Here is a 1,458-nt window from a genome sequence, read left to right as displayed (position 1 = left end):
AGAGCACTTGAGAGCAAGCGCGCGAGAGCACTCGACACGCGACGAAAAATACTCGCCGGCGCATTTCTGCTCGAGCGCATGAAAATCGACGCTCGATTGCGCGAGTACATCATGCCGCGACTTGAATCGTGGCTCACGAGAGAAGACGACAAAGCGCTGTTTAAGTCGCTTTGCGGGGGGGACGACGGCTGCGCCGCCGCCGCCCCCCGCACCCCCCCAGCACACACAGCATGAGCGCAAGCCAAAATGGCGCGAAAAATCGGACCCGGCAAGGCTCCACATCAGGCAGCGGCAAAAAATCGCTTCTAGGGCCTTCTGCGAGCCTCTGCGGGCCCCTGCCATGAAGCTAGAACCAGAGTTGACGTCTGAGCTCAGCGCGCGCCAGTGGCGCTGGTTGTGCGAGCGCGCTGGTGAAGAAGCGTCGCTGCGAGCGCTGGAAGCTGCTGTCAAGCGTGGTCGAAAGCCCTGGCCGCTGAATGCTGCCCGGGAGCTTGGCTTGCGCATGCCGCACGAGTCTGCTCTGCCTCCGGTGCCGTCGCAGATAAGCGCTGAAGACGTCGAAGCTGCGCGACAGCGACTGCGCGAGCTGCGCCGGGAGCTGGCAGCGCGGGGCCGGGCCTGATGGCCCTCAGCCGCTGATGCGGCTGCCCCGGCCGACAGGCTGATGCCTGTCGGCAGCTTTTCTTTTCGGCTCAACCCAGCCCCCCCCGCTGGCCCGGCGGGCCAGTCGGCCCCCCCTACGGGGCGGGCCCGGCCCCCCCGGCCCCCCGAGGGGGCCCCGCACGGCGGGGATATCTGGATATGGTTGACCGACCTGTCTTACTGTGCTATGCTGGCCCGGCCAAGAAAAAACCCCGGCACGCTGGCGGGCGTCCGGGGTCTGCGGCGATCGTCTGGACTAGGGAAGGATCACCGATGGACACCATTGTAGACGACAGAGGCCCAGGCTGCCAACTCGAGCTGCTGCCGCTCATGCCCAGCGTGGGCAGCTTCAAGTCCGACAAGGCCGCGCCGCCGGTCATCCGGCGCTGCACGCCGCGCATGCTGTCGCGGTACCCCTACATCAGGATCAACCCGCCAAGGCTCGCGCTCTGGATCGTCCATGACGTTGATAGACCTGGTGGGGCGCTGGCCTGGGAAGAGTCGCTGCTGCCACCTCCTGCGTGGGCAGCAACGAACCCGGAAAACGGCCACGCCCACCTCGGCTACCCGCTAGCCGCGCCTGTGCTGACCGGCGACGGGGCGCGCGATGCCCCGCTGCGGTACCTGGCCGCCATCGAAGCCGGGATGCGTGCCAAGCTCGGCGCAGACCCGGCTTTCAGCGCGTCCAGCGACCACAGCAAGAACCCCCTCTGGAAGGGCTGGAAAGTGCTCTACGGGCCTGCCAAGACGTGGGAGCTTGGGGAGCTAGCGGAGTGGGTCGATCTGCCCCGGCACATGCCCAGACGAGGCCTGCGC

Annotated in this window: 1 protein-coding gene and 1 pseudogene; both read left to right on the top strand. The window is 67.1% G+C overall.

Annotated features, from left to right (window positions below):
• A pseudogene (locus tag Tsedi_RS12305) lies at positions 1-234 on the top strand (hypothetical protein); the annotation flags it as partial.
• 681 nt (positions 235-915) lie between these two features.
• Positions 916-1,458: replication initiation protein (locus Tsedi_RS12090; RefSeq protein ID WP_185970673.1), on the top strand; the 543-nt coding region annotated here is incomplete at its 3' end.

The organism is Tepidimonas sediminis (genome assembly GCF_007556605.1).
GTDB classification, from domain to species: domain Bacteria; phylum Pseudomonadota; class Gammaproteobacteria; order Burkholderiales; family Burkholderiaceae_C; genus Tepidimonas; species Tepidimonas sediminis.
The sequence above is the reverse complement of the archived record's forward strand: the minus strand, read 5'-3'. Positions and strand labels throughout refer to the sequence as shown.